The organism is Nocardia sp. NPDC051321, from assembly GCF_044455225.1.
GTDB lineage: Bacteria > Actinomycetota > Actinomycetes > Mycobacteriales > Mycobacteriaceae > Nocardia.
The window spans coordinates 1-21,258 of the sequence record NZ_JBITEM010000027.1 but is presented as its reverse complement, the minus strand read 5'-3'; the positions used below and the strand labels follow the sequence as shown (position 1 = coordinate 21,258).

General features: G+C 66.9%; 20 protein-coding genes. 7 read left to right on the top strand and 13 right to left on the bottom strand.

The genetic code is table 11. The features are described 5' to 3' along the window. The first annotated feature begins 426 nt into the window (after nt 1-426). The 6 genes from gltB to ACIA8C_RS41545 all read left to right on the top strand — a co-directional run bounded on the left by gltB (nt 427) and on the right by ACIA8C_RS41545 (nt 10,262). Nucleotides 427-5,076: a glutamate synthase large subunit gene (gltB, locus tag ACIA8C_RS41570; protein ID WP_397144761.1), complete on the top strand. Its 4,650-nt coding sequence runs from the start codon at nt 427-429 to the stop codon at nt 5,074-5,076. A gap of 62 nt (nt 5,077-5,138) precedes the next feature. Next, the gene (locus tag ACIA8C_RS41565; RefSeq protein WP_397144759.1) at nt 5,139-6,608 is read left to right on the top strand and encodes a glutamate synthase subunit beta; all 1,470 of its coding nucleotides are present in this window, start codon (nt 5,139-5,141) and stop codon (nt 6,606-6,608) included. Nucleotides 6,609-6,811: 203 nt separating this feature from the next. Further along, nucleotides 6,812-8,227: a WXG100 family type VII secretion target gene (locus ACIA8C_RS41560; RefSeq protein ID WP_397144758.1), complete on the top strand. Its 1,416-nt coding sequence runs from the start codon at nt 6,812-6,814 to the stop codon at nt 8,225-8,227. Nucleotides 8,228-8,336: 109 nt separating this feature from the next. Next, nucleotides 8,337-8,549 (top strand): hypothetical protein, encoded by a 213-nt coding sequence (locus ACIA8C_RS41555; protein ID WP_397144756.1) that lies wholly within the window; start codon nt 8,337-8,339, stop codon nt 8,547-8,549. Beyond that, nucleotides 8,546-8,836 carry a hypothetical protein gene (locus ACIA8C_RS41550; RefSeq protein WP_397144754.1) on the top strand — a complete coding sequence of 97 codons (291 nt, stop codon included), beginning with the start codon at nt 8,546-8,548 and terminating at the stop codon, nt 8,834-8,836. The genes ACIA8C_RS41555 and ACIA8C_RS41550 overlap by 4 nt, the downstream gene beginning before the upstream one ends. A 526-nt stretch (nt 8,837-9,362) precedes the next feature. Further along, nucleotides 9,363-10,262, top strand: a complete 900-nt coding sequence (locus tag ACIA8C_RS41545) for a cutinase family protein (protein ID WP_397144752.1) — start codon at nt 9,363-9,365, stop codon at nt 10,260-10,262. A 72-nt stretch (nt 10,263-10,334) separates the two neighbouring features. Here ACIA8C_RS41545 and ACIA8C_RS41540 read toward each other — a convergent pair whose 3' ends face one another. From ACIA8C_RS41540 to lysX, 4 genes are all read right to left on the bottom strand, one after another. Then, entirely contained in the window at nt 10,335-10,613 is a 279-nt protein-coding gene (locus ACIA8C_RS41540; RefSeq protein ID WP_397144751.1) for a hypothetical protein, read from the bottom strand. A 130-nt stretch (nt 10,614-10,743) separates the two neighbouring features. Beyond that, nucleotides 10,744-11,355, bottom strand: coding sequence for a histidine phosphatase family protein (locus ACIA8C_RS41535; RefSeq protein ID WP_397144749.1), 612 nt, complete (start codon nt 11,353-11,355; stop codon nt 10,744-10,746). Between the two features lie 150 nt (nt 11,356-11,505). Then, a complete protein-coding gene (locus ACIA8C_RS41530) occupies nt 11,506-11,712 on the bottom strand; it encodes a hypothetical protein (RefSeq protein ID WP_397144747.1) in 207 nt (68 codons plus the stop codon). Nucleotides 11,713-11,836: 124 nt separating this feature from the next. Then, nucleotides 11,837-15,157 carry a bifunctional lysylphosphatidylglycerol synthetase/lysine--tRNA ligase LysX gene (lysX, locus tag ACIA8C_RS41525; RefSeq protein WP_397144745.1) on the bottom strand — a complete coding sequence of 1,107 codons (3,321 nt, stop codon included), beginning with the start codon at nt 15,155-15,157 and terminating at the stop codon, nt 11,837-11,839. A 220-nt stretch (nt 15,158-15,377) separates the two neighbouring features. On the opposite strand from lysX, the gene ACIA8C_RS41520 reads away from it, so the two are divergent. Continuing rightward, complete coding sequence (locus tag ACIA8C_RS41520) at nt 15,378-15,596, top strand: RNA-binding S4 domain-containing protein (protein WP_040729260.1); 219 nt, start codon at nt 15,378-15,380, stop codon at nt 15,594-15,596. A 70-nt stretch (nt 15,597-15,666) separates the two neighbouring features. Here ACIA8C_RS41520 and rraA read toward each other — a convergent pair whose 3' ends face one another. From rraA to ACIA8C_RS41475, 9 genes are all read right to left on the bottom strand, one after another. Next, nucleotides 15,667-16,164, bottom strand: coding sequence for a ribonuclease E activity regulator RraA (gene rraA / locus ACIA8C_RS41515; protein WP_397144743.1), 498 nt, complete (start codon nt 16,162-16,164; stop codon nt 15,667-15,669). A 189-nt stretch (nt 16,165-16,353) separates the two neighbouring features. Then, a complete protein-coding gene (locus tag ACIA8C_RS41510) occupies nt 16,354-16,719 on the bottom strand; it encodes a DUF5313 family protein (RefSeq protein WP_396994851.1) in 366 nt (121 codons plus the stop codon). A gap of 49 nt (nt 16,720-16,768) precedes the next feature. Then, nucleotides 16,769-17,143 carry a DUF5313 family protein gene (locus tag ACIA8C_RS41505; protein ID WP_397144741.1) on the bottom strand — a complete coding sequence of 125 codons (375 nt, stop codon included), beginning with the start codon at nt 17,141-17,143 and terminating at the stop codon, nt 16,769-16,771. Between the two features lie 25 nt (nt 17,144-17,168). Further along, nucleotides 17,169-17,648 (bottom strand): SRPBCC family protein, encoded by a 480-nt coding sequence (locus ACIA8C_RS41500; RefSeq protein WP_397144739.1) that lies wholly within the window; start codon nt 17,646-17,648, stop codon nt 17,169-17,171. A 37-nt stretch (nt 17,649-17,685) separates the two neighbouring features. Next, complete coding sequence (locus ACIA8C_RS41495) at nt 17,686-18,645, bottom strand: copper resistance D family protein (RefSeq protein ID WP_397144737.1); 960 nt, start codon at nt 18,643-18,645, stop codon at nt 17,686-17,688. Continuing rightward, nucleotides 18,642-19,187: a copper resistance protein CopC gene (locus ACIA8C_RS41490; protein ID WP_397144735.1), complete on the bottom strand. Its 546-nt coding sequence runs from the start codon at nt 19,185-19,187 to the stop codon at nt 18,642-18,644. Before ACIA8C_RS41490 ends, ACIA8C_RS41495 begins: the two co-directional genes overlap by 4 nt. Continuing rightward, entirely contained in the window at nt 19,184-19,837 is a 654-nt protein-coding gene (locus ACIA8C_RS41485) for a YcnI family protein (protein ID WP_397144733.1), read from the bottom strand. Before ACIA8C_RS41485 ends, ACIA8C_RS41490 begins: the two co-directional genes overlap by 4 nt. A gap of 42 nt (nt 19,838-19,879) precedes the next feature. After that, nucleotides 19,880-20,398 carry a hypothetical protein gene (locus ACIA8C_RS41480; protein WP_397144731.1) on the bottom strand — a complete coding sequence of 173 codons (519 nt, stop codon included), beginning with the start codon at nt 20,396-20,398 and terminating at the stop codon, nt 19,880-19,882. 11 nt (nt 20,399-20,409) lie between these two features. Beyond that, a complete protein-coding gene (locus tag ACIA8C_RS41475; RefSeq protein WP_397144729.1) occupies nt 20,410-21,051 on the bottom strand; it encodes a DUF6474 family protein in 642 nt (213 codons plus the stop codon). Nucleotides 21,052-21,258: the final 207 nt, after the last annotated feature.

Sequence of the window (21,258 nt, the reverse complement as noted above, 5' to 3'; positions counted from 1 at the left end):
CTAGACCCGGTTATTAGTGCAACCTAAGTTGGTTGGGCCCCGGACCTGACTTATCGTTTGCTCTTACGCCGAACACAGAATGATCGGCACCCTCGCCCGCTCGGGCAGCTCCTCACCGGTGCTCAGCGTAGCTGGCGAGAACCCGCACGGAGGTAAGGATCTCGTTAGGGATCTGTTACCGACGAGCACCCACTACGTCACTGAAGCGGGTGAACAACTGGAGACGTGACTGCACATAGTGGTGCGAACGTCAGGCTCGGAGGCGGAAGCTTGCGTAACCACGCAGAGCCCGAGAGCACCACTAATCGAACACTGAGACCATCAGCGCGGCTGGTTTCGGAACGTACGGGCGCAGTCTTGTACGGAGGCATTCAGACGGAATTGCCTATTTCTTTTTCGTCGAACGCCCTTCTTGAAGGCAGAGGCATGATGCAACTTCCTGGCCACCGGTCACCTGGACCCGTCGGGCTCTACGACCCGGCGAACGAACACGACTCCTGCGGTGTCGCGTTCGTCGTCGACATGCACGGCCGCCGCAGCCGCGACATCGTCGACAAGGCTATTACGGCGCTGTTGAACCTGGAGCACCGTGGTGCTGCCGGCGCCGAGCCCAACAGTGGTGACGGCGCGGGCATCCTGATCCAGCTTCCGGATCGGTTCTTCCGCGCCATCGTGGACTTCGAGTTGCCGCCGGAGGGCTCCTACGCCTCCGGTATCGCCTTCCTGCCGCAGGCCCGTCGTGAGGCCGCCCGTGCCGCCTACGGCGTGGAGAAGATCGTGCAGGAAGAGGGCCTCGCCGTGCTCGGCTGGCGGGAGGTGCCGATCGACGAGTCGTCGCTCGGTGCGCTCGCCCGCGACGCGATGCCGACGTTCCGGCAGGTTTTCATCGGCTCTCCGAGGGGTGCGGCCGAGCAACTGTCCGGAATGGATCTGGAGCGTCGCGCGTACGTCATCCGCAAGCGGGTCGAGCACGAGCTCGGCAAGGCGGGCCCCGGCGAGGGCACGGTCGGCAAGGAGTCGGTGTACTTCCCGAGCCTGTCCGGCCAGACCTTCGTCTACAAGGGCATGTTCACCACGCCGCAGCTGCGCGCCTTCTACCTGGACCTGCAGGACAGCCGGGTGGAGTCCGCCCTCGGCATCGTGCACTCGCGCTTCTCCACCAACACCTTCCCGTCCTGGCCGCTGGCGCACCCGTTCCGCCGGGTCGCGCACAACGGTGAGATCAACACCGTCACCGGCAACGAGAACTGGATGCGGGCGCGCGAGGCGCTGCTGCGTTCGGACATCTTCGGCACCGACTCGGCGGGCAACAACCGGCTGGAGAAGATCTTCCCGGTCTGTACCCCCGGGGCGAGCGATACCGCGCGCTTCGACGAGGTGCTCGAACTGCTGCACCTCGGCGGCCGCAGCCTGCCGCACGCGGTGCTGATGATGATCCCCGAGGCGTGGGAACGCAACGAGACGATGGATCAGCGGCGCCGCGCCTTCTACGAGTACCACTCGATGCTGATGGAGCCGTGGGACGGCCCGGCGTCGGTGTGCTTCTCCGACGGCACCGTGGTCGGCGCCGTGCTCGACCGCAACGGCCTGCGGCCGAGCCGCATCTGGATCACCGACGACGGACTCGTCGTGATGGCCTCCGAGGTCGGCGTGCTCGACATCGACCCGTCCAAGGTCGTGCGCAAGGTCCGACTACAACCCGGCCGCATGTTCCTGGTCGACACCTCGCTCGGCCGCATCGTCGGCGATGACGAGCTCAAGACCGATCTTGCGGCCGAGCACCCGTACCAGGAATGGCTGGACGCGGGTGTGACCAAGCTCGAGGACCTGCCCGACCGCCCGCACGTGCACATGTCGCACGATCGAGTGCTGATCCGGCAGCAGATCTTCGGATACACCAACGAAGAACTGAACCTGCTGATCTCGCCGATGGCCAAGACCGGCGGCGAGGCGCTCGGCTCGATGGGCACCGACACCCCGATCGCGGTGCTGTCGTCGCGGCCCCGGCTGCTGTTCGACTACTTCTCCCAGCTGTTCGCGCAGGTCACCAACCCGCCGCTGGACGCGATCCGCGAAGAGGTGGTGACCAGCCTGCGCCGGGCCCTCGGCCCGGAGGCCGACCTGATGCATCCCGGCCCTGAGTCCTGTAAGCAGATCGCCATCGAGCAGCCGATCCTGGACAACGATCAGCTGGCCAAGCTTGTGCACATCAACGACGACGGCTCCCAGCCCGAGCTGCGTTCGGTGATCGTGCGCGGCCTGTACCCGGTCGCCAAGGGCGGCAAGGGACTTCGCAAGGCGCTCAAGGCGATCAACACCCAGATCTCGGCCGCCATCGACGGTGGCGCGCGGATCATCGTGCTGTCCGACCGTGAGTCCAACGAGAAGCTGGCGCCGATCCCGTCGCTGCTGCTGACCTCGTCGGTGCATCACCACCTGGTGCGCGAGCGCACCCGCACCATGGTCGGCCTGGTCATCGAGGCCGGTGACGCCCGCGAGGTGCACCACATGGCCATGCTGGTCGGCTTCGGCGCGGCCGCGATCAACCCGTACATGGCCTTCGAGACCATCGAGGACATGCTCGAGCGCGGCGCGCTCGAAATGCCAGGCAGCACCGGCGATCACGCCGAGGACTTCCGCACGGCGGTCTACAACTACAACAAGGCCGCCAGCAAGGGCGTGCTGAAGGTGATGTCCAAGATGGGCATCTCCACGCTGGCCTCCTACACCGGCGCGCAGCTGTTCCAGGTGATCGGGCTGTCCCAGGAGCTGGCCGACGAATACTTCACCGGCCTGCGCTCGCACCTGGACGGCATCGGCCTCGAGGACATCGCCGCCGACGTCGCCGAGCGGCACCGGATCGCGTTCCTGGAGAACCGCAACGAGCGCGCGCACCGCGAGCTCGAGGTGGGCGGCGAATACCAGTGGCGGCGCGAGGGTGAATACCACCTGTTCAACCCGGACACCGTGTTCAAGCTGCAGCACGCGACCCGCACCGGGCAGTACTCCATCTTCAAGGAGTACACCAAGCTGGTCGACGACCAGACCGAGCGGCTCGCCTCGCTGCGCGGCCTGTTCAAGTTCAAGAAGGAGCGCGCGTCGATCTCGATCGACGAGGTCGAGCCCGCCGCGGAGATCGTGAAGCGGTTCTCCACCGGCGCGATGAGCTACGGCTCCATCTCGGCGGAAGCCCATGAAACTCTCGCCGTCGCGATGAACCGCCTTGGCGGCCGGTCGAACTCGGGTGAGGGCGGCGAATCGCCTGCCCGCTTCGAGCCGGAGGAGAACGGCGACTGGCGGCGCAGCGCGATCAAGCAGGTGGCCTCCGGCCGCTTCGGCGTGACCGCGCACTACCTGACCAACTGCACCGACATCCAGATCAAGATGGCGCAGGGCGCGAAGCCCGGTGAGGGCGGCCAACTTCCGGCGCACAAGGTGTACCCGTGGGTCGCCGAGGTGCGGCACTCGACGCCGGGCGTCGGCCTGATCTCGCCGCCGCCGCACCACGACATCTACTCGATCGAGGATCTGGCGCAGCTGATCCACGACCTGAAGAACGCGAACCCGCAGGCGCGGATTCACGTGAAACTTGTTGCGGAGCCTGGCGTCGGCACCGTCGCGGCCGGTGTGTCCAAGGCGCACGCGGACGTGGTGCTGATCTCCGGCCATGACGGCGGCACCGGTGCCTCGCCGCTCACCTCGCTCAAGCACGCGGGCGGTCCGTGGGAGCTCGGCCTGGCCGAGACCCAGCAGACGTTGCTGCTCAACGGACTTCGCGATCGGATCGTCGTGCAGGTGGACGGTCAGATGAAGACCGGCCGCGACGTGATGGTCGCCGCGCTGCTCGGCGCCGAGGAATACGGTTTCGCCACTGCGCCTTTGGTGGTTTCGGGCTGCATCATGATGCGGGTCTGCCACCTCGACACCTGCCCCGTCGGTGTCGCGACGCAGAACCCGGTGCTGCGCGAACGCTTCACCGGCAAGCCGGAATTCGTCGAGAACTTCATGCTGTTCATCGCTGAAGAGGTCCGGGAACACCTGGCGCTGTTGGGCTTCCGCACGCTGGACGAGGCCATCGGCCGGGTCGACCTGCTCGACACCGCCAAGGCCAAGCAGCATTGGAAGGCCAGCAAGCTGGACCTGTCGCCGATCCTCGACAACGTCGAGACCGCGTTCATGTACCAGGACCGGCGCTGCACCAAGACGCAGGACCACGGCCTGGACAAGGCGCTGGATCAGCAGCTGATCTCGCAGAGCCGGGACGCGCTCGAGCGTGGCCAGGCGGTGAAGTTCGAAACCAAGATCACGAACGTGAACCGCACCGTCGGCACCATGCTCGGCCACGAGGTGACCAAGCTCTACGGCGGCGCGGGCCTGCCCGACGACACCATCGACATCACCTTCACCGGCTCGGCGGGCAACAGCTTCGGCGCCTTCGTGCCCGCAGGCATCACGCTGCGCGTGCAGGGTGACGCGAACGACTATGTCGGCAAGGGACTTTCCGGCGGCCACCTGGTGGTGCGCCCGTCGCTGAACGCACCGGCCGAGTTCGTGGCGGAAGAGAACATCATCGCGGGCAACGTGATCCTGTTCGGCGCCACCAACGGCAAGGCGTTCATCCGCGGCGTGGTCGGCGAGCGGTTCGCCGTGCGTAACTCGGGCGCACTCGCGGTGGTCGAGGGTGTCGGCGACCACGGCCTGGAGTACATGACCGGCGGCCGGGTGGTCATCCTCGGCGAGACCGGACGCAACTTCGGGGCAGGCATGTCCGGCGGTGTCGCGTTCGTCTACAACCCCAACGGCACCTTCGAGGCCAGGCTCAACCCCGAGCAGGCCGACGCCGTCGAGCAACTCTCCGGTGACGACTTCACCTGGCTGCGCGACATCATCACCCAGCACCGCGACCAGACGGGTTCCGCTGTCGCCGAACGCATTCTGGGCGACTGGTCGCAGCAGGTGAACCACTTCGTCAAGCTCATGCCGCGCGAATACAAGAAGGTGCTGCTTGCCATCTCCGAGGCGGAGAAGGCGGGCAAGGACGTCGACGAAGCAATCATGGAGGCGGCTCGTGGCTAGTACACACTGCATCCCGAACCAGCTGAGCCCGATGTCCACAGGCAAGATTACGGAGGCCGAACGTGGCTGACGCACAAGGTTTTTTGAAGCACACCTCGCGGGAACTACCCACCCGTCGCCCGGTCGAGTTGCGGCTGATGGACTGGAAAGAGGTCTACGAGCAGGGTTATCCGAAGGAGACACTGCAGCGTCAGGCCAGCCGCTGCATGGACTGCGGTATTCCGTTCTGCCACAACGGCTGTCCGCTGGGCAACCTGATCCCCGAGTGGAACGACCTGGTCTACAAGGGCCAGTGGCGCGAGGGCATCGACCGCCTGCACGCCACCAACAACTTCCCGGAATTCACCGGGCGGCTGTGCCCCGCGCCCTGTGAGGCGTCCTGTGTCCTCGGCATCAACCAGGACCCGGTGACCATCAAGCAGGTCGAGATCGACCTCATCGAGAACGCCTTCGACGAGGGCTGGGTCACCCCGGTCTACCCGACCCGGTTGACCGGCAAGAAGGTCGCCGTCGTCGGCTCCGGTCCGGCCGGACTCGCCGCCGCACAGCAGCTCACCCGCGCCGGTCACACCGTGACCGTGTTCGAGCGGGCCGACCGCATCGGCGGGCTGCTTCGCTACGGCATCCCGGAATTCAAGATGGAGAAGCGCTTCATCGACCGCCGGATGGCGCAGATGGAGGCCGAGGGCACCATCTTCAAGACCGGCGTGAACGTCGGTGTCGACATCACCGCCGAGCAGCTGCGCGAACAGTACGACGCGGTCGTGCTCACCGGCGGCGCCACCATCGCGCGTGACCTGCCGATCCCCGGTCGCGAACTCGACGGCATCCACCAGGCCATGGAGTTCCTGCCGTGGGCCAACAAGGTGCAGCTCGGCGACGACGTCACCGATGCCGACGGCCTGCCGCCCATCCACGCGAAGGGCAAGAAGGTCATCATCATCGGCGGCGGCGACACCGGCGCCGACTGCCTCGGCACCTCGCACCGGCAGGGTGCGGCGAGCATCCACCAGTTCGAGATCATGCCGCGACCGCCCGAGGAGCGGGCCGCCTCGACTCCGTGGCCGACCTACCCGCTCATGTTCCGGGTGTCCTCGGCCCACGAAGAAGGCGGCGAGCGGGTGTTCTCCGTGAACACCGAGCGTTTCGTCGGCACCGACGGCAAGGTCACCGGCCTGCAGGCGCACGAGGTCAAGATGGCCAACGGCCGCTTCGAGAAGGTCGACGGCACCGACTTCACCCTCGAGGCCGACCTGGTGCTGCTCGCCATGGGCTTCACCGGTCCCGAAAAGCCGGGCCTGCTCGAAGATCTCGGCGTCGGCTATGACCAGCGCGGCAACGTCCAGCGCGACAAGAACTGGGCGACCAACATCCCCGGCGTCTTCGTCGCGGGCGACATGGGCCGCGGCCAATCCCTCATCGTCTGGGCCATCGCCGAAGGCCGCGCCGCGGCCTCCTCGGTAGACCGCTTCCTGGAAGGTGAAACGGCCCTCCCGGCCCCCATCACCCCCACCATGGTCGCCCAACGCTGACCCGAACCCTCTCTTACCGGAGCGGAAAAGCGCCTGTGGACACCGACGTCCACAGGCGCTTTGTTCTATTCCGCCTTCCCTGCCGATTCTGCAGGTCAGACAGGGTGTTCAAGCATGTGTTACGGTCTCTGACGAGCTAGAGCTAGACCCGCTGATATCGGCGACCTCAATTCCGGCGATCCCCACGCCGGAAAGTAACGTCGATGGCAACTCCGCATCAGGTGCTCAACTGGGATGTTTCCGGTTTGCAGAAGGTCGCCGATAACGCGACCGCTATCGCGGAAGCTGTTATCACAGCGTCGAACACCATGCATCGAACGATCCACGACGACCTGATTTGGCAGGGTGAGGCCAAACAGTCTGCCGAGGATCGAGCTGATCGAGAGCAGACCCAGATGCGCGCGATCGCAACGGCTTACGACGATCTGAGCGTGGCCTGTGCTGCTGCCGGCCGAGACATGGCATATCCGATCGCGGAGATCCGCAGCATATTCCAGCAGTACGTGGTGCCGCCGATCAGCGTCGCCGACGACTGGACTGTGCACGGCGTCACCGACTGGAACTCCGAGGCGGGTATCCAATTATTGCGGCTGGTGGGCCTGGTTTCGGCGCTGGACGGTTACGACGCGAGTTGGGGTGCGAAAATCGCCGATGCCAATGGTGAACTCCAGAACATGGCGCCCGCCTCGGTGCTGACGGCGGCCACGACCGAGATCCAGCGGGACAAATCCTCGGATACACGGGCGGATCCGGATCGTATGCGGACATCGGCGGCGGCGTTCGAGCAAAGTTTCGGACGGCCACCCAAGACCCCGACCGACTGGACGACCGCCGAGGCGCTCAATCCGAAAAGCTACGATCCGAAATATCAAGGAGTTGGGCCCGAGATCCGGGTGGTCAGAATCGATCCGGTGCACGGCCAGGGGATCGTGCGCGCTTCGCAGTTCATCGAGCAGCGGGATGTCAGCAATCCCGGTATCACTAATCCGGGCGGCCGCGACCGGGGAGACAACCGATCGACCGACCCGAACTTCGACCCCGAGCATGCGCGGGTCACCACGTATATCGATTACGAAAACGGCATCGTGGTGATGCGGCAAAACCCGTCGGTAGAACAGAACGCGGACGGAACTCCCGGCCCGGTCAAGGTGGCCGCTCCCGAGGGCAAGGTGTGGCAGACCAACGACGGTGCTGTCCGTATTCAGTACGATGCGGCGAATCCACTGGCGCCCGAGGCTGCCAAGAAACCGCCTAGCCCATTGGCCGACCACGCCGCGACCGTGAATGGTGACCTGGTGTTCAAGCCTGGACGTGACGGCATCGAAGTACACGGCACGCGCACCGACTATCCCTCGCTCGAGGTGTATCAAGACCGGCCGGACGGCTCGAGCCGTACTGTGGCCAGCGATCCCGCCGTGTCCGGTCGCAGCTGGGGGCCCGCCGCGAATCTACCGTTCCATCACGAAATCGGCAGGGGTGGGCTGGAATTCCGCCCTTTCAACGAATGGAACTATCAGTACGACATTCCGGGCAATCCCTATCCCGGTACCGAGTTCGGTACAGTCGGCGATCCGCCGAGAGTCAAGCCGATCACGACATCCGATAAGGGTTACATCTAGAAAGCGGGTACGAAACGTGCGTCTGCTTCAGCCTGGTCGACACTATTGGATGGCTGCGACCTGGAGTGTTTCGTTGTCGTTTGTGGTGCTTGTTCCGATACTGGCGATCATGACGAGGATCATCGATCCAGCCGATAATGACATCCCGCTCACTGCGTACTTTGTCGCCGCGGGGGTCGGGCTGGTTGTCGCGTTCGTGGTGGGGGGGTCCGCGAATCCAGCCAGGCGCGGCATCGGCTTCGGTGCGCTGGTTGCGTCGCTGATCCTGCTGTGCGCTCCGGCGTTGATTGTTGTGCTCCAACTGATTCCGGCGGGGACATGACGCCGACCGAGGGGACGGAGCGGACAACCGGGCGACAGGCACCGATCTTCGGGGTGGCGTCGTTCACGGCGACAGCCGTCGGCATGGTGGTGAACGCGATCCCGATACTGATCAATCCGTATCTGATCTTCTGGCTCGTCATTGTTTACCTGGTCGAAACTCTGCTGGCTGCCGTGCTGATCCTGTCTGGTGGCCGCGCGCGCAGCCTGGGCGTAGGAATTTTCATTTCACTGCTCGGCGTGCTGGCAGCGGTGGGCGGCACCGCTCTGGTGATGGCAATCGCCTGACCACACAGGGCGAGGTGTCGAAGGATCGCGACACTCCCGGGGATGGTTTTGGCTGTCAATGGATTCCGAATGGCGACGTGTAGGTCATCATTGCGGGGGCTTCAGTGTTTGCCGTGGTCCGGTGCCGCTCGCTGATCGAGCGCGGTGCACGGGTTGTTATAGCCGCTAGGGCGGGTAGGTTTCGATATGAGGCTGAATTTGCTGTGTGATTGCCGAATGGTCAACAGCGCAGTGAGGTCGGCCAGGCGGGGTTTGAGCCGTGGGTTTCCGTGGGGTGGTTGAGGTTTGGGCATTCGACGGAAAACGGACATGACCCGGGGTTTCGGATGGCGCGCGGGGGCTCGGCCCTCTATTGTGATCCCGTCGCGCTGCTGATCTTGGGATGCGGGTTTGGGGTCGCAGCCGTCACGGTGGTGGGTGACCGGTGTTAACCCAGTGTGCACTGGAAGGTCACCCGTCGGGTTCAGAGTTGGTGCGCAACTTGTCGGGGATGCCCACGAGGGGCATTGGTTTGGACTGGAGCGGTATGCAGTTGAAGAAGGTTGTCGCGGCTCTTGGTGCATCCGCGACGGTGTTGTCCGGCATGGTGTTCGGTGTCGGTTCCGCGAGTGCGGACACCGGCTGTCCGAGCCTCTACGTGGTGGCGATCCCTGGTACCTGGGAGACCGGCAAAGACAAGAAGCCGCAACCCGGCATGCTGGCGGGTGTCACGAATAATCTGCCTCGGTCGGCGGATGTCGACTATGTGACTTATGCCGCGACCGCTTTCCCCTGGGAAGGCGAGGTCTACGGCAACTCGAAGAAGGAAGCCGTCGATCGGGCGCGCGGCCTGATCTCGGACATGGTGCACTCGTGCGGCGCGACGAAGATCGCGCTCGTCGGGTACAGCCAGGGCGCCGACGCCGCCGGTGATCTCGCGGCCGAGATCGGCACCGGGCTCAGCGTTGTCGCGCCGGATCGGATGGCCGGTGTCGGCCTGATCTCCGACCCGCGTCGTTCGCCGACCGACGTTCAGGTCGGCGAGCCTGCTCCCGGTGCGGGTGCCGGCGGCCCCCGGGTCGGCGGTTTCGGCTGGATCGCCGACCGCACCCGCAGCATCTGTGCGACCGACGACCTGTACTGCGCGACCGAGCCGGACGACTTCGTCACCCGGTTCGCCGGCTTCATGGCACAGGCCTCGGACGCGAACCCGGCCAACATGTGGCGCTACCAGATCGAAGCCGGAAACATCATGAACGACCTGTTCGCGCATGGTGGCGTGCCGACGCTGCAGGCACAGCTGACCGACTCGGCGAACGAGCAGCGGGCCAAGGACCTGGAGCGGTTCTACAAGTCGCAGGCGCACACGCTGTACGGCAGCTACTCGGTCGGCGGCGGTCAGACCGCCGTCTCTTGGATGCACAACTGGATCGCAGGCATGGCCTGATCCACCCGACACAAAGCGAAGGCCCACCCCCCGACCACAGGAGGTGGGCCTTTCGCTTTGTCCGAGCAGGGATTACCCGGAGCCGGTCGGCGGGAGCAGCTGCTGGAACTGCTGGAGCTGCTCCGGCGCGCCACCCGGATGCGGATGGTGGCGGTGGGGTCCGCCGGGACGGTGCTTGTGATGGGGCCGGTTGATGTCGGCACCCTGCTGGTCCACGTCACCGTTGGCCGCCTGGACCTGGACGGTGGCGTCGGGTGCCGGGGCCTCGGCGGAAGCGGTGGCCGCGAACGCGCCTAGCGGAAGGGCGAGGAGCGCCCCCGCCGCGGCGATTCCGACAATGCGACGTCGCATCGATGTTCCTGAGAGCAACACGGAAGTCCTTTCTCTCGAGCTGGGCCGCTTGAACCGGCCAGCTCCCATAGAAGGTTCCGTCACTGGGACGGCGGTGCGACGTCCCTGCCAATCGTCTGTGAATGGACGGTCAGGATTTGATATTGCGCGGCAACAGGTCCCAGACGTGCCCGTTCTCGTTGACCGTCGCGGCGGTCCGCCGCCCGGTGCGGGAGTACAGGATTCGGGTGATCGAGCAGTAGTCGATCGGAAAGGTCAGCGGCCGCTCCAGCCCGAGTATTTCCTGCAGCAACACGTTCACCACGCCGCCGTGCGTGAACGCGACCACCGTGTCGGCCGGATCGGTGCCCGCGGCGATCTCGGTGACCGCGTCGAGCACCCGGGACTTGAACGCCCCGCCGTCGATCTGGTCCGGGAAGTGCCCCGCCTTGATCTGCTCGTACACCGCACGGAACTCGACCTTGGCGTCCTCGATCGGAATGTAGGCGGGCAGATCGCGATCGTACTCGGCCAGGTCGTCGATGATGTCCACACCGAGGCCGAGCTTCGCTGCGGTCGGTGCCGCAGTGTCGCGAGCCCGGCGCTGCGAACTGCTCACCACCCGGGTGATCCGATGCTGACTCAACGCGGCAGGCACCCGCTCGGCCTGCTCGAGGCCGACGGGCGCGAGCTCGGGATCGGCGGGCCCGGCCGAGTTCACGATCCGGACCGGTTGGGCATGGCGAACGAGAATCAACTGCACCCGCCCCACTCTGCCGCATCCGCCCTGCGTGCTGCACGTTGGACGGACCCGGGTCGCAGTCGATGTGCGGGGGCGCCTCTGAGCCCCAGCGTTTTCAACGCAAATGGCCCGGCTCGCGTGCTGCGGACCGGGCCATTTCGGGTGCGAGGGTTACTGCTTCCTGCGGCGCACCAGCAGGTAAACGCCACCGATGATGGCTGCGACGACCAGTAGGCAGCAGAGGCCGCCGATGATCAGGCCGCCGCTGCTGCGGCGCTTCTTCTTGGCCGCTAGTTCCATCGCCGAGTTCCAGGTGTCTGGACTCGCCCAGACGCTGTGGTCCACCAGGCTCATGTTGGTCAGCAGGTCAAGGTACATTTCCGAACCCCATCTCGTGTATCGGACTCCTCCCGGGACCGAATGCTCCCGGCCACCCGGCCCGAATTTCCCAGGGTAGCTGTCCGATTCGTCCCCTGTGAACCCCTCGCAGGCAATGCCTCGTTCAGCGAGGCTTCACCAACGGGAACGGCAATGTCTCCCGAATGCTGCGCCCGGTGATCAGCATGACCACCCGGTCGACGCCCATGCCGAGCCCGCCGGTCGGCGGCATCGCGTGCTCGAGCGCCTGCAGGAAGTCCTCATCGAGCTCCATCGCCTCGGGGTCGCCGTTGGCCGCGAGCAGCGATTGTTCGGTGAGCCTGCGCCGCTGCTCGACCGGATCGGTGAGTTCGCTGTAGGCGGTGCCGAGTTCGACACCCCACGCGACCAGGTCCCAGCGCTCGGTGACACCGGCAATGCTGCGGTGTGCGCGGGTGAGCGGGGACACCGAGGTGGGGAAGTTGATGTAGAAAGTCGGTTCCTCCGTGCGGGATTCGACCAGATGCTCGTACATCTCCAGCACCACCTGGCCCGCGTCCCAGCCGTGCTGATAGGGCACCTCGGCCTTGTCGCACAGCTCACGCAGCTGGTCCAGGTCGGTCTCCGGGGTGACCTCGACGCCGAGCGCCTCGGACACCGCGCCGTGCACCGTCTTCACCGCCCACTCGCCGGAGATGTCCACCTGCTCGTAGGAGCCGTCGGGCTGCGGCCGCAACGCCACCATCGCACCGTTGGCCGCGAGCGCGGCGTCCTGGATGAGCTGACGGCAGACGTGCATCATCCGCTCGTAGTCGCTGTGCGCCTCGTAGGCCTCGAGAATGGTGAATTCGGGGTTGTGGCTGAAGTCGACGCCCTCGTTGCGGAAGGTCCGGCCGATCTCGAACACCTTCTCCATGCCGCCGACGCAGAGCCGCTTCAGGTACAGCTCGGGCGCGATCCGCAGGTACAGGTCCAGGTCGTAGGCGTTGATGTGGGTGAGGAACGGGGTGGCGTTGGCGCCGCCGTGCACCTGCTGCAGGATCGGCGTCTCCACCTCCAGATAGCCCCAGGCGTTCAACGAGTCGCGCAGTGAGCGGACCACTGCGCTGCGTTTGGCGAGCAACTCCCTCGACTCGGGATTGATCACCATGTCGACGTAGCGCTGCCGTACCTTCGCCTCGGGGTCGGACAGGCCTTTCCACTTGTCCGGCAACGGATGCAGGCACTTGCCGAGCATCCGCCAGTCCGCCGCGAGCAGCGAGAGTTCGCCGCGCCTGCTGCTGCCGATCTGACCGCTGACCTCGATCAGGTCGCCGAGGTCGAAGAATTCGGTGAATTCGCCGCTGCGGTCGGCGCCGACCCGATCGCGGTCGATGACCAGCTGAATGTCGTCGGTCCAGTCACGCACCACCGCGAAGATCACGCCGCCGTAGTCGCGGATGCGCAGCAGCCTGCCGCAGATCCGGACCGTGGTGCCGCGCGGCGACTGCCTGGCCTTCGCGACGGTGTGCGTCGGCGGATAAGCCACCGGATACGCCTCGACGCCGGACTCGGTGAGCCGATCCAGCTTGTCCATCCGCACCCGCACCTGCTCGGGCCGTCGCGGCAGCTGTTGCTTGCCCTCGACCGGGCCGAGGTCGGGCGGGCTGCCGTCGGCGTGCAGCCCGGTCATGTTCGGGGGCACCGCGCTGTGCATGCCGGTGTGCGTGATGGTGTCCGGCTCCTTGCCGAACCGGGGCAGGAAGCCCTCGGCGAGCGCGCTCGCCACCGCGACCCGTGGCAGCTGCCTGCGCTCCTCGAACAGGAAAAACCTTGGCACCCAATGTGGTTGGTACTTCACGTTGGAGCGGTACAGCGCCTCCAACTGCCACCAGCGCGAAAAGAACAGCAGCACACCGCGCCACAGCCGCAGCACGGGACCGGCGCCGATCCGGCCGCCCTCCTCGAACACCGAGCGGAACACCGCGAAGTTCAGCGACACCTTGGTGATGCCCTGCTGCTCTGAGTTGAGCGCGAGCTGCGAAATCATCAGCTCCATCACGCCATTCGGGCCGTGCGGGTCGCGGCGCATCAATTCCAGCGAGACGCCGGTGCGACCCCACGGCACCAGCGAGAGCATGCCGAGCACCCGGTCCTGTCCGTTTACTGCCTCGACGAGCAGGCAGTCCGCGTCCAGCGGATCGCCGAGCCTGCCGAGCGCCATCGAGAAGCCGCGTTCGGTCTCGGTGTCGCGCCAGGCGTCCGCGCGGGCGATCACCTGCTTGAACTCGTCGGCCGGGATGTCGCGATGCCGCCGGATCCGGACGGTGATGCCGTGCTTGCGCAGCCGGTTCGCGGCCTGGCGGACCGGCTTCATCTCGGGGCCTGCCAGCGAGAACGTCCTGGTGTCCAGGATGGCCTCGTCACCGAGCCGGATCGCGGACAGGCCGGCCCGGCGGTAGGACGTCGCGCCGATTTCGCTGGCACCCATCACCGCCGGGGCCCAGCCGAATTGGTCGGCAAGCCGCAGCCAAGCGTCGATCGCCTGCGGCCACGCCTCGCGAATGCCGATCGGGTCGCCGCTGGCCAGGCAGACGCCTAGTTCCACACGATAGGTGACCGCCGCCTTGCCGCTCGGCGCGAACACCACCGCCTTGTCCCGCCGGGTCGCGAAGTAGCCGAGCGAGTCCTCCAGATCGGACCGCTCCAGCAGGCCGCGGATCGCGGATTCGTCGGTGCCGGTCATCGCGTTCGCCGCCCGCTGCGAGCGCAGCAGGATGATCACCGCGGCGAGCAGCGCGATGGCGCCGAACAGTCCGAGCAGGAAGTTGACGAACGGGCGCGGGTGGCCGTCGAAGTGTTCGTTGTCCACCAACACCGCTGCGGTTACCCGATAGATAGCCCAGCCGGGCCGCTGCGCGCCGCGCGGCAGCGATCCGGGGAACAACTCGACCAGACTCCAGCCGAGCAGGCAGCCGACCGTCAGGCCGCCGATGAGCACGCCGAGCGCCTTCCAGCCCGCCCCGCGGCGCACCTTCGTGTAGAACTCGCGCCAGGCCGCGACCAGCACGCCGAGCACGCCGAGGTGCACGATCATCGCCACCAGCGCGTCGATATTGCCGGTGTCCGCGAAATCCAGGCCGTCGGCCAGCGCGTACAGCGACACATAACCGACAAGCAGCCACCAGGCGATGCGCTTGCGACTGGCCAGCGCGCCCGCGAGCAGGCCGATGATCAGCGCCCACATCAGGTTGGTGTCGGGTGCGTCGAAGTAGTAGTTGTCGATGTAGCGACGCGGTACCTGGGTCAGGAAACGCAGGCCGGGCGACAGGCTCCAGAGCAAACACACCACCGCGAAAACCCCGAGCACCAGACCCGCGATATGCGGGACCTCGGCCAGTCGGCCGTGCCCCCGATGGGGGACCGGCGGGGTTGGTCTGTCCGCGGGCGGTTCGATCAGGTGTTGCCGGGCTTGCGTGGTGGTCACTGAACCAGTGTGTACGGTGCCGCCGCCGTGGTGTTCGAAGACCTCCCGGGCATGTCGGTTCTCGGCGCGTCGCACACGCGTGTCAGTGTTTCATCGGCGGTGTTCGCGGCGCCCTCCGTGGTTACCCAAGCTGCCTCCTCCGGGCGCGACGCGCACCCCGCGGCGCCGTGCGCGGGGGCTGGCGTCAACCGATTTCGGGTGCAAGGTAAGGATGTATCTCATGGCAGAACCAGTCGACGTACCGATCGATGACGAAGGCATTCGGCTCGGTCAGTTCCTGAAATTGGCCAATCTGATCGAATCCGGCTCGGAGGCGAAGACGGTGATCGCCTCCGGTTTGGTGCGGGTGAACGACGAGGTGGAACTGCGCCGTGGGCGGCAGTTGCAGATCGGCGACGTCGTCACCCTGGCAGGTCATCAGGCGAGGGTGTCGGTCTGATCCGCGGCGTGAGCGTCAGGGCCGGAGGCGGCAGCCTGCGTAACCACGAAGGGCCAGCGAGCGCCGCCGATCAGACAGAGTCCTCGGCGCGGACCACGACGCCGTCGTGGTCGCTGTAGAGCATGTCGCCGGGAACGAAAGTGACGCCGCCGAATTCGACCGGTACGTCCCGGTCGCCCGCGCCGGTCTGGGTGCTCTTGCGCGGGTTGGTGCCCAGCGCCTTGACGCCGATGTCGAGGGTGCGCAGGATCGCCGAGTCGCGCACCGCGCCGTTGATGATCACGCCCGCCCAGCCGTTGTCCACGCCGCGGCCGGCGATGACGTCGCCGACCAGTGCGGTGTGCACGCTCGCGTCGCCGTCGACGACAAGCACCTTGCCGTTGCCCGGTTCGCCGAGCGTCTGCTTGACCAGCAGATTGTCCTGGAAGCAGCGGATGGTGGTGATCCGGCCGGAAAAGGCCGCACGGCCACCGAACTGGATGAACTGGGTGTCGCAGCTGCGGATGTCGGGGCCGATCTCGTCGGCCAGGTCGGCAGTGGCAACAACGTTATTCTGCGATTCGGTCACTGTGCTGATTTTGCCGTGCCTGCGGCCCGGCGTGTTCGCGGCCCCCTTAGTCGCGCGTCCGAGCGGACGAGACTCGCGCCTGCGGCGCATGCGCTTCGTCCACTCGGACGCGCGACGGGCCGCGAACGGCGCTCGCAAAACTCGCGCGTTGGGGTTGCTTTGGGTATGCGGGTCTCGTTCGGGCGATACCTAACGGTGCCCGTAATGCAGTTCGTACATCTCCCGATCGTGTTCGGAGAACTTGTTGCGGTCCACCAGATCCGGGTTCAACCCGTGCTGGACCAGACGGAAGCGGCGCCACACATAGGCGAGCGCCACGGTGAAGATGATCATCGGGACGATCATCATCACGATCAAGCCGATCTTCAGCGGCATCGGCCCGGGAAACAGCAGTACCAGGGCGAAGAACGGAATGACGGGTCCGAGGAATCGGACGAGATATCGCTCCATGGCCCCGTGTCCGACGAGGTCGCGGATGACCCACTCGTGCAGCTCCTCGGGGAGCTCGCGGCCCAGATCGTAGGCGATCCGCTGCCGAATTGTGGGGGTTTTCATACCTAAAGGCTATGCCTGTGGTACTGGTCACCGCTAGGTTGCTGGACCGTTAACCTCGGCCGTGCCTGCGCTCGTAGGCGAGCCGTTCCGGCTCGGCCCGGCGGCGGGCATCCGCGTCGGCCAGCGCGGGATCGAGGCCGTGCTTGATCAGCCGATGCCGCCGATACACATACATCAATGCCACCGTGAAATAGATCAGCGGCAGATACAGCAGCGCCATCATCGCCAGGCCCATCCACAGCGGGCCGGGCAGCAGCAGAAACAGCATGAGCACCGGGATCAACGGCACCAGAACGCGCAGCAGATAGCGTCGCGTCGCACCCGGGCCGACCAGGTCCTCGCGCACCCAGTCGGTCATCGACGCGGGCAGGGTGCGGCCGGTCAGATAGCCGAGGCGCTGGAAGAGGGACGGTGTAGCGCTCATCGGTCAAGCATCCTTTATGTACCGATCAATGGACGGACCCGTCCGATTCGGTCGCGCGGTTCCGGTGGAAGGCGGTGATCTGCGTGATCAGGTTGTGCGTGGTGTGCTGCACCGCGATCTTCACGAACGGCTCGATGGTCTTGCCGAGCGCGCGCCCGGCCAGGCCGCCGCCCACCCGGAAGTCGACGATCGCGTCGACGGTGCACACCCCGTCGCCCTTGGGATGGAACAGGAAGGTCGATTCCACCTCGAAGCCCTTGATCGACTTCACCGCGATGACGGCGTTCTCTTCCCACCGAATGACCTCGATGCGAGACTTCAGCGAGGCGGGCCCGAGCTTGATGTGCCCGTCGAAGGCGGCGCCGACGCCGACCGTCTGCGCGCCGACCGGGGTGAAGGACTGGATGCCATACAGGAAGCGCGGCAGGTTCTGATAGTCGTTCACGTAGGCGAACGCGGACTCCGCCGACGCGGCACAATCCTCGACGATCTTCACTTCGGTCATGCGAAAACAGTAACTGGTTTCGATCTAGGTCGCCTGGTCACGCCGTCACCGCGAGGGTGGCGGCCAGCCCGAACGCGAGCGCCATCACCACGACTTCGACCGTGGCTCGGCGCAGCGATGCCTCGGCGGTCATGCGGTGATCGGCGGCCCGGTGCACCCAACTGCGCCGCCACCACCAGCCCAATGCCAGCAGGCCAACCAGCACAACGGTTTTCGCGAGCAGGATGCGGCCGTAGCCGGTGCTGACGAACGGTGTCAGCCCGCCGACCCGCACCAGCCCGTTGAGCAGCCCGGTCACCGCCACCGCCGCGACCAGCGGCAACGCCATCGCCGAATACCTCGGCAGCACCGCGGCCCACTCGCCACGGGTGCGCACCACCAGCGCGAGCGCGACGAGCAGCCCGAACCAGGCCGCCGCCGCCAACGCGTGCACCGCGGCGAGCACCGACCCGAACGTCTGCTGGGACATGTGCCCGGTGATCGGCCGCAGCGCCAGCGCGACGGCCGCGAACACCAGCACCAGATCGGCGGACGCGATATCCGCCCGCCGGAAGGCCACCGCCGAATACCCCGCGACCACACCGACACCCACCAGGATGGCGATGCCGACCTGCCCGCCGCTGACATCAACCAGATAGCTGCCGAACTGTCCGGCAGCCAACCTGCCGACCGGCACACCGACCACCTGGGCCGCCTCGAACAGCAGCACCGCGAACTCGGTGCCGCACCAGAATCCGGCCAGCAGTGCGAGCAACCGCCACGGCGGCACCAGCCGCTCGTGCACCCTGGGCAGCGCGGCCAGCCCGAGCACCGTCGCGCCGACACCGTCGGCGAGCACCCGGACCGTCGCCTCGGCGGCGAAACCGGCGGGCAGCGTCAGCGCCCAGGCGAGGACGACGCCGAGCAGCCCGGCGGGGACGATCAGCAGCACCGACCACGGCGCGCGTGCGGTGCCCCGTCGCGCGCCGCCCCGGCCGCCGATCGTCCTACCGGTCACTGCTGCTTCGGTTTCCGGCTTCTGCCGCCGAACAACGCGAACGCCAAACCGCCGCCGAAGAGCACCACAGCGCCGACGATGAAGACCCACAACGGAATTCCGCCGGAGCTGGCCGAGTCGGCGCTACCGCCGTTGGCGTTGGGCTTGTCGCCGTGCGTACCGTTGCCCGCCTTGCTGAGCGTGAAATGCCTTTTGCCGCTGACCGGATGGCCGTCGGCGGAGGTCACCCGGTAGGCGAGCGTGTACTCGCCGACCGGACCGAGCTCGCCCACCTCGACGCTCACCGTGTTGCCGTCGACCGTCGGTGCGCCCTTCGACCACAGATAGCCGTCCGGGCCCACCACGGTGAGCGCGGGGAAGCTCGGCTGCAGTGCCTCGTTGAAGGTGATGCTCGCCCGCGCCGGACCCGCGTCGATCGTCGCCCCGTCGTCCGGCACGCTGGCCGTCGGCGCGGAATGCGCGGCGGCGATTCCCGTTGCGGCAACGCCGAATCCGAGGAGGAACACCCCCGCGACGAGGGCGGTGATTAGTCGCCGGATCACGACTTCCGCGCCCGGATCACGTTGCCGAGGCCGAGCGCGACGCCGAGCAGGCCGAGGGCAAGACCGATGCCGCCGAGCCAGCGGGCGGTGTTGTCGTTGTCGTCGGTGGAGCTGCTCGCTGCCGCGGTGTCGACGCCGTGCTCATCGGCTGCTTTACCCTTGGCCAGCTTCAGCGAGGGGGCCGGATGCTCGGGCTCCGCGCCGTCCTTGCCCTCGGGCTGATCCCAGCTGACCACCTTGCCGTCGCTGTAGGTCTGCTTGGCCGGGAAACTGACCGTCTCCTGCGCGGGCAGCGGACCGACCGCGATCGCGAAGCGCTGGAACTGGCCGGGGCCGACGCCGGGGTTGCCCTGCTCGGCGGTCCAGGTGATCGCGGTGATCTCCGACTTCTCATTCTTCTCGGCCTTAGCCGACCAGCCCGGGATCGGTTCGGTGCGTGCGCTTTTCAGGTTCGGCATGACAACGGTGAGCGCGGTGGTGCTCGCCGTGTCGGATTCGGTGGGGACGCGGAGCGTGATCACCCCGTACTTACCCTGCTGGGCGCCCGGCGCGTCGACGGTGACGTGCGCGGCCGCGGTGCCGCAGGCCAGGAACGCGAGGGTGGCGGCGGCAACGGCCGTGCCGGTGACGCGCGAAATCGAACGGTGCATGAGGGGAGAGTCTTTCTGTCCGAAGGGGAATGGTGCGGCGGGTCAGGCAAGCACCGGCGGCGCGCGCGGGCCGATCGCGCCGTTCGGATGAAAGCGGTAATGCGGGAGACCAGGATTGGACCAGTGCGCCGGTCCCACGATCCGGGGCAGCGATGGCTTGGCGAGCACGGCGCGGACGGCACCGGAGGCCACGGCGTACAGCCGATCGGTGATCGAGATGACCGCGGCGCAGGCCAGCGCGGCGACCGCGTGCGCGACGAGCATCCAGCCGCTGGGCAGCGGGCTCGTCGCGGCAGCGGCGTGGTCGTGGCCGAGCAGACCGGACAGCGCGACATGGCTCGCCAGCTGCCCGGCCATGAGCAGGCCGGGCACCGAACCACGGCCGCGGGCAAGCGCATTCGCCGCGCCGCCGGCCAGCGCGGCGACCAGCAGCATCAGCGTCAGCTCCGCCGAACCGGGAAAACCGCCGCCCGCCGAACCGTGCGCGGCGACGGCGAGCGCCCCCACCAGCACGCCGACCAGACCACCACGCAGGTGGCCGGTACTCGGTGCGGGGGACATGGCAGGGCAGGTCAGCGCACGCCGAGCTGGGCGAGCACGTCGGCCTCGACCCCGGACAGCTCCTCCGCGATCGACGTGTGCACGGCGCGGCGGCGCGGCGCGGGCATCTGCTCGGCCGTCTGCACCGCGGCGGCGAGGCTGTCCAGGCGGGCCTGGGTGGCGGCGACGAACTTCTGCGTCTCGCTCTTGTCCTTGCCCTGCGCGCCGACCTTGCCAAGGGCCGCTTCGGTATTCGCGATCCTGGCCTGCAGCTTGGCGCCGTGGCCGCCGAAATCGCCGAGCTGCTCGATGCCGATGCCGAGCTGCTGGGCCTTGCGGGTGTCCAGCTGCGCGCGCAGGAACGTCGCGGCGCGGTACGCCAGCGGCGCGAGCACCGGGATGAGCACCCGCGCGACGCCGAGATACTTCTTCATCTGGCTCGCGCTGAACAGCTCACGCTCGGCCTTGGCGGCCAGCTTCAGCGAGGCCTTCTCCTCCGCCTGCAATGCCGAGATCTGCGCCTTGGCCACCTTGCGCTGGGTACGGCCCGCCGCGCGGCGGGCCTTGCGATCGTTCTTCGCGACCAGCTTGGCTTCCAAACCGGCCTTGTGCTTGAGAGCTTTCGCCTCGGCCCTGCGGCTCGGGCGCCGCTTGCGCTTCGTGAACAACCCCATCGAAGGCCCTCCGTCATGCTGGTTTGCCATGGCAGTACGACGCCGGGGAAAGCCCGTCCGCCCATGTCACACGGTTTGCCCAACACCCTAACGGAGCTGTCTTATTGGCCGCGCGGGCGCGGCGTGTTCGCGGCCCCCGGAGTCTCGTGTCCGAGCTGTCGAGACTCGCGCCTGCGGCGCATGCGCTTCGACAGCTCGGACACGAGA